Origin of the sequence: Klebsiella sp. 10982 (assembly GCF_048589245.1) — a bacterium.
GTDB lineage: Bacteria > Pseudomonadota > Gammaproteobacteria > Enterobacterales > Enterobacteriaceae > Klebsiella > Klebsiella quasivariicola.
Map to the genome: position 1 here is coordinate 1 of NZ_JBMAXV010000086.1, position 5,753 is coordinate 5,753.

The following is a 5,753-nucleotide window of genomic DNA, read 5'->3' on the forward strand; positions in this document are numbered from 1 at the left end:
GCCGCTTTTTGCACATATCAGACCGTCCAGCTGAGAACTCAGGGTCATCGCCGTCCGCCTAAACCCTGAGTATGGTTTGCCTGGTTGTATTGAATTCCCGAGCGATGACGTAGATGCTGATCCCGGCATTAATCTGTCTAATCACCGTAGTTTCAGTTCTTCATTCAGAACTGGAGGCCGTCCAAACCGCTTTCCCCTCCTCCCGAAACTGTTTCATAAAGCCCCGTTCAATCAGGCAGGATATGCGCACGGGCCAGAGGTGGTGCGCCGGGGATATGACAACTGTGTGCGAGATGACTGAACAAATAAGCTTCCTCACGAACGATGGCTATTCTCCTGATTCTGATCGCCGGCAAGCGTCCCAGGTAGCAAAAGAGCAGACGTAAGACAACATACCCTTGAGGGTCTTGACCTTCAACGTGCCCGGCCCGGCCCCCGCCGCGCGGACGAAAAAAAGAGAAAAAATAAAAAAAAAGAAAAAAAGAATATGCCGAAAATGTGCACAGTCGCGACCCACGCAGAGCGTGGCGCTCCGGGGCAAAGGCTTTGCAGGACTATAAGGCATGTTGTCTTACGTTTTGAGTGTGATGGTCCGCTCCCACCAGCTTTCATGAATTGTCCCGCCGGGTGGACTGCTATAAAGTGCATACCAGCACTGCAGCCCATGCCGGTGATGATGAATAATTTCATTCAGGCGTGAGTCAAAGATGAGAAAAGACAGCATTACTGATATGTTCAGGTCCAGGATGCCTGCCGAAAGTCCTGCATGAAATACTTCATTGCATCCCTCAATGGTCGCGGCCACGTCTTCAATGCCGATGCGCTTTTTGCCAAATGCGATCGGTTTTTCCAGCCGAAATGTCCGGGTATCCCCTGTCGCTTCCGGCCGGAATTACCGTGCAAATCGACAAGTCTGGAAGCCGTTGTGATACAGAAAAATAGGTTGTAGATCCACTTTATCTTAAAGTTAATGTACGCGTACATTAGCTTTAAGTTTATGGTATTCACCCTTCTCTCTTCCCGGGTGCCTTAACCAGGGTCTGATAGTTGCGCTTTACCCGTTCAATTTCCGCCAGAGTTGCAGCCCAGTGCAGCTCTGCTGCATGACGATACCTGGTTGCCATTTTTTCAACGGCCTCCGGCGTACTGTCAACGCTGCGGTGCTGCCGTCCCTTCACCCCGAAAATTTCCACAATAAGCCACTGGCTACCGGTTCTGCCGAACAAGGCCTGACACAGCCGCTTCACGGCAAGCGGGGTCAGATCCGGGTCGGGATCATACGCGATGGTGGCAAAAATAAAACGCAGCATCTCGGAGGTTTTGTAGCGTTTTACCGCTGCCGCCAGCCGGGCAGCTCTTTGCGGCGCTTCCCAGCGGTCGTCGCTGTAACCTGCCACTTCAGAGAGATAGTCCTTTTCGAGCTGTTTAGCCGTGTAGCAACGTCCCCCCAAAAACATCCGCATAGCTTCTTGCGTTTCAGCTCTCACGTATCTTTTCCCCAGCTAATGCTAATGTACACATACATTAGCCTTAGGTTACAGATTACACAACAATCTGGAAAACCTATCTGATTTTGTGTATGTGGCTGTCTCTTTTGAATTATCACTTTTGCGTTCTGGTATAGAGGTAACCCCTCCCCCCTCTTTTCCCGCTGGTCTACTGTAGTCGACACAAAAGACAGGAACCTCGGTATGTCCTGATAATATTGTTTGAGTTTTAATCACGAAGCAGAGGGCATCGCATACAGTAGACACAACGCAGCCAGAATAACGCTCGATGCAAAATGTAGATCGTTGTCGCCTGCAGTAGACATTCCCGGTATCGACACTGGTGCATCCAATACTGACCCGTTCCCGGATCATGGCAGAGCATCCAGTAGACACGGTATGGAAGGATGTCAGTCCTCACCTTTCCGTCTGTTTTGACTGTGTCGGAGACGACGGTTGCGGTTATTGATGATGCCTTTGGCCGTCAGGGGAATACCTGTCTGTCAGGTAACTCTGTCGTTACATTTGATGCCCGAAAATCATAATTACCACATATTAATCCGGGCATTCCGGAAAATTGTGCCTGCCTGAAGAGGGGGTCGTCTCAGAATTCGGAAAATAAAGCACGCTAAGGCGTAGTCACCCCGTGACTCCCCCGCGCCGATGCAGCGAGCTTCGTTCCGTCTTGCAGTGACGCAATCAGCGGGCAGGAAACGTTCCCTTTCCGCGCATGGCAGGCGCACACCAGTTCAGACAGCACGGCCTCCATGCGTGCCAAGTCGGCCATCTTCTCGCGCACATCCTTGAGCTTGTGCTCGGCCAGGCCGCTGGCTTCCTCGCAATGGGTGCCATCCTCCAGCCGCAGTAGCTCGGCGATTTCGTCCAGGCTAAAGCCCAGCCGCTGGGCCGATTTCACGAACCGCACTCGTGTTACATCCGCCTCGCCATAGCGGCGAATGCTGCCATAGGGCTTGTCTGGCTCCGGCAGCAGGCCCTTGCGCTGGTAGAACCGGATGGTCTCCACATTGACCCCGGCCGCCTTGGCAAAAACGCCAATGGTCAGATTCTCAAAATTAATTTGCATATCGCTTGACTCCGTACATAACTACGGAAGTAAGCTTAAGCTATCCAAACCAAATTTGAAAGGACAAGCGTATGTCTGAACCACAAAAGTCTGAACCACAAAACGGGCGCGGCGCGCTCTTCGCCGGTGGGCTGGCCGCCATTCTTGCGTCGGCCTGCTGCCTGGGGCCGCTGGTTTTGATCGCCTTGGGGTTCAGCGGGGCATGGATCGGCAACCTGACGGTGCTGGAACCCTATCGCCCGATCTTCATCGGCGCAGCGCTGGTCGCGCTGTTTTTCGCCTGGCGGCGCATCTACCGCCCGGCGCAAGCCTGCAAACCGGGTGAGGTCTGCGCGATTCCCCAAGTGCGGGCTACTTACAAGCTCATTTTCTGGATCGTGGCCGCGCTGGTCCTGGTCGCGCTCGGATTTCCCTACGTCATGCTATTTTTCTATTAATCACAGGAGTTCATCATGAAAAAACTGTTTGCCGCCCTCGCCCTCGCCCTCGCTGCCGTTGTTGCCCCCGTGTGGGCCGCCACCCAGACCGTCACGCTGTCCGTACCGGGCATGACCTGCTCCGCCTGCCCGATCACCGTCAAGAAGGCGATTTCCAAGGTCGAAGGCGTCAGCAAAATTGACGTGACCTTCGAGACACGCGAAGCGGTTGTCACGTTCGATGATGCCAAGACCAGCGTGCAGAAGCTAACCAAGGCAACCGGAGACGCGGGCTATCCGTCCAGCGTCAAGCAGTGAACCACTGAACCCGAACCTAGGGCGATCATGGGACTGATGACACGCATTGCCGACAAGGCGGGCGCGCTTGGCAGCGTTGTTTCCGCGATGGGATGCGCTGCCTGTTTCCCGGCTACCGCCAGCCTGGGCGCGGCCATCGGCCTAGGCTTTCTACAGGAATACGAAGGGTTGTTTATCTCCAAGCTGCTGCCGCTGTTCGCAGTCGTGGCTTTGCTGGCGAATGCACTGGGCTGGCTGAGTCATCGGCAATGGCACCGCAGCCTGCTCGGGATGGTCGGCCCAGCCATCGTGCTGGCGGCCATGCTCTTGTTTTTTGGCAATTGGTGGACGGCGAACCTCCTCTATGTCGGTCTGGCCTTGATGGTCGGGGTGTCGATCTGGGATCTGCTCTCACCGGCCAACCGCCGCTGCGAACTACCACCCAAACACGGCTAACTGCATTGGCAGTTGCCGAAACGAAAAGGAACGATGCAATGTATTTGAATATCACCGGAATGACCTGCGACTCGTGCGCGACACATGTCAAGGAAGCCCTGGAGAAAGTGCCGGGCGTGCTGTCGGCGCTTGTGTCCTACCCGAACGGCTCCGCGCAACTCGCCACCGATCCCGGCACCTCGCCAGAGGCGCTGACTGCCGCTGTGGCCGGTCTCGGCTACAAGGCCACACCCGCCGATGCCCCATCCACTTCAGCGCGGGGCAGATTGCTTGGCAAGGCGCTGGGATGGCTGGGCGGTGACGACAAGGCTGGTGGTGATGGGGACGGACTGCACGTCGCCGTTATTGGCAGCGGCGGGGCCGCAATGGCGGCGGCGCTGAAGGCCGTCGAGCAAGGCGCGAAGGTCACGCTGATCGAGCGCGGCACCATCGGCGGCACTTGCGTCAATGTCGGCTGCGTGCCGTCCAAGATCATGATCCGTGCTGCCCATATCGCCCATTTGCGCCGTGAAAGCCCATTCGACAGTGGGATCGCAGCGACTGTGCCTGCGATTGATCGCAGCAAACTACTGGCCCAGCAGCAGGCGCGCGTCGATGAGCTGCGCCACGCCAAGTACGAAGGCATCCTGGACGGCAACCCGGCCATCACCGTGCTGCATGGTGAAGCGCGTTTCAAGGACGACCAGCGCCTTGCTGTCCGTTTAAACGATGGCGGCGAGCGTGTGGTGGCGTTCGACCGCTGCCTGGTCGCCACGGGTGCCAGCCCGGCCGTGCCTTTGATTCCCGGCTTGAAAGAGTCTCCCTTCTGGACTTCGACCGAGGCTCTGGTCAGCGACACCATTCCCGAACGCCTGGCCGTGATCGGCTCGTCGGTGGTGGCGCTGGAACTGGCGCAAGCCTTTGCCCGGCTGGGCAGTAAAGTGACCATCCTGGCGCGCAGCACCTTGTTCTTCCGGGAAGACCCGGCCATCGGCGAGGCCGTGACAGCTGCTTTCCGTGCCGAGGGCATCGAGGTGCTGGAGCACACGCAAGCCAGCCAAGTCGCCCATGTTGGCGGCGAATTCGTGCTGACCACCGGGCACGGTGAAATACGCGCCGACAAGCTGCTGGTTGCCACTGGCAGGGCACCGAACACGCGCAGCCTGGCATTGGAAGCGGCGGGTGTCGCCGTCAACGCGCAGGGGGCTATCGTCATCGACAAAGGCATGCGCACCAGCGCGCCACACATCTATGCCGCCGGCGACTGCACCGACCAGCCTCAGTTCGTCTATGTGGCGGCAGCGGCCGGCACCCGTGCTGCGATCAACATGACTGGCGGCGATGCGGCCCTGGACCTGACCGCAATGCCGGCCGTGGTGTTCACCGACCCGCAGGTCGCCACCGTGGGCTACAGCGAGGCGGAAGCACATCACGACGGGATCGTGACCGACAGTCGCACCTTGACCTTGGACAACGTGCCGCGTGCGCTTGCCAACTTCGACACACGCGGCTTCATCAAGCTGGTCATCGAGGAAGGTAGCGGACGGCTCATCGGCGTGCAAGCGGTGGCCCCGGAAGCGGGTGAACTGATCCAGACGGCGGTGCTCGCCATTCGCAACCGTATGACCGTGCAGGAACTGGCCGACCAATTGTTCCCCTACCTGACCATGGTCGAAGGGCTGAAGCTCGCGGCGCAGACCTTCAGCAAGGACGTGAAGCAGCTTTCGTGCTGCGCCGGATGAGGAAAAGGAGGTGTTCAATGAGCGCCTACACAGTGTCCCGGCTGGCCCTTGATGCCGGGGTGAGCGTGCATATCGTGCGCGACTACCTGCTGCGCGGATTGCTACGGCCGGTCGCGTGCACCACGGGCGGCTACGGCTTGTTCGATGACACCGCGTTGCAACGGCTGCGCTTTGTACGGGCTGCCTTCGAAGCGGGTATCGGCCTGGACGCACTGGCGCGGCTGTGCCGGGCGCTGGATGCTGCGGACGGTGACGGTGCGTCTGCGCAGCTTGCGGCACTGTTGCAGCTTGC

7 protein-coding genes and 1 pseudogene are annotated in these 5,753 nt (G+C 58.1%); 5 read left to right on the forward strand and 3 right to left on the reverse strand.

Annotated elements, in window-relative coordinates; translation table 11 throughout:
* Nucleotides 1-58 precede the first annotated feature (58 nt).
* The 3 genes and pseudogenes from ACKLKD_RS27300 to merR all read right to left on the reverse strand — a co-directional run.
* Nucleotides 59-195: pseudogene (locus ACKLKD_RS27300) on the reverse strand (helix-turn-helix domain-containing protein); the annotation flags it as partial.
* Nucleotides 196-1,004: 809 nt separating this feature from the next.
* A complete protein-coding gene (locus tag ACKLKD_RS27305; protein WP_004196892.1) occupies nucleotides 1,005-1,487 on the reverse strand; it encodes a hypothetical protein in 483 nt (160 codons plus the stop codon).
* 628 nt (nucleotides 1,488-2,115) lie between these two features.
* The gene (gene merR / locus ACKLKD_RS27310) at nucleotides 2,116-2,571 is read right to left on the reverse strand and encodes an Hg(II)-responsive transcriptional regulator (protein ID WP_001166628.1); all 456 of its coding nucleotides are present in this window, start codon (nucleotides 2,569-2,571) and stop codon (nucleotides 2,116-2,118) included.
* Nucleotides 2,572-2,642: 71 nt separating this feature from the next.
* On the opposite strand from merR, the gene merT reads away from it, so the two are divergent.
* The 5 genes from merT to merD form a co-directional block, all read left to right on the forward strand.
* A complete protein-coding gene (gene merT, locus ACKLKD_RS27315) occupies nucleotides 2,643-3,008 on the forward strand; it encodes a mercuric ion transporter MerT (RefSeq protein WP_032430780.1) in 366 nt (121 codons plus the stop codon).
* 15 nt (nucleotides 3,009-3,023) lie between these two features.
* A complete protein-coding gene (gene merP, locus ACKLKD_RS27320) occupies nucleotides 3,024-3,305 on the forward strand; it encodes a mercury resistance system periplasmic binding protein MerP (RefSeq protein WP_000732277.1) in 282 nt (93 codons plus the stop codon).
* Between the two features lie 27 nt (nucleotides 3,306-3,332).
* Entirely contained in the window at nucleotides 3,333-3,740 is a 408-nt protein-coding gene (gene merC, locus ACKLKD_RS27325) for an organomercurial transporter MerC (RefSeq protein WP_000523860.1), read from the forward strand.
* 38 nt (nucleotides 3,741-3,778) lie between these two features.
* A complete protein-coding gene (gene merA, locus ACKLKD_RS27330; protein ID WP_000281124.1) occupies nucleotides 3,779-5,461 on the forward strand; it encodes a mercury(II) reductase in 1,683 nt (560 codons plus the stop codon).
* Nucleotides 5,462-5,478: 17 nt separating this feature from the next.
* On the forward strand, nucleotides 5,479-5,753 hold a 275-nt coding region (merD, locus tag ACKLKD_RS27335), incomplete at its 3' end, for a mercury resistance co-regulator MerD (protein WP_420053757.1).

Bases quoted from the DNA above. Each gene is read 5' to 3' on its own strand.
- merR (WP_001166628.1), bottom strand. From the start codon at position 2,571: ATGCAAATTAATTTTGAGAATCTGACCATTGGCGTTTTTGCCAAGGCG.
- merT (WP_032430780.1), top strand. From the start codon at position 2,643: ATGTCTGAACCACAAAAGTCTGAACCACAAAACGGGCGCGGCGCGCTC.
- merP (WP_000732277.1), top strand. From the start codon at position 3,024: ATGAAAAAACTGTTTGCCGCCCTCGCCCTCGCCCTCGCTGCCGTTGTT.
- merC (WP_000523860.1), top strand. From the start codon at position 3,333: ATGGGACTGATGACACGCATTGCCGACAAGGCGGGCGCGCTTGGCAGC.
- merA (WP_000281124.1), top strand. From the start codon at position 3,779: ATGTATTTGAATATCACCGGAATGACCTGCGACTCGTGCGCGACACAT.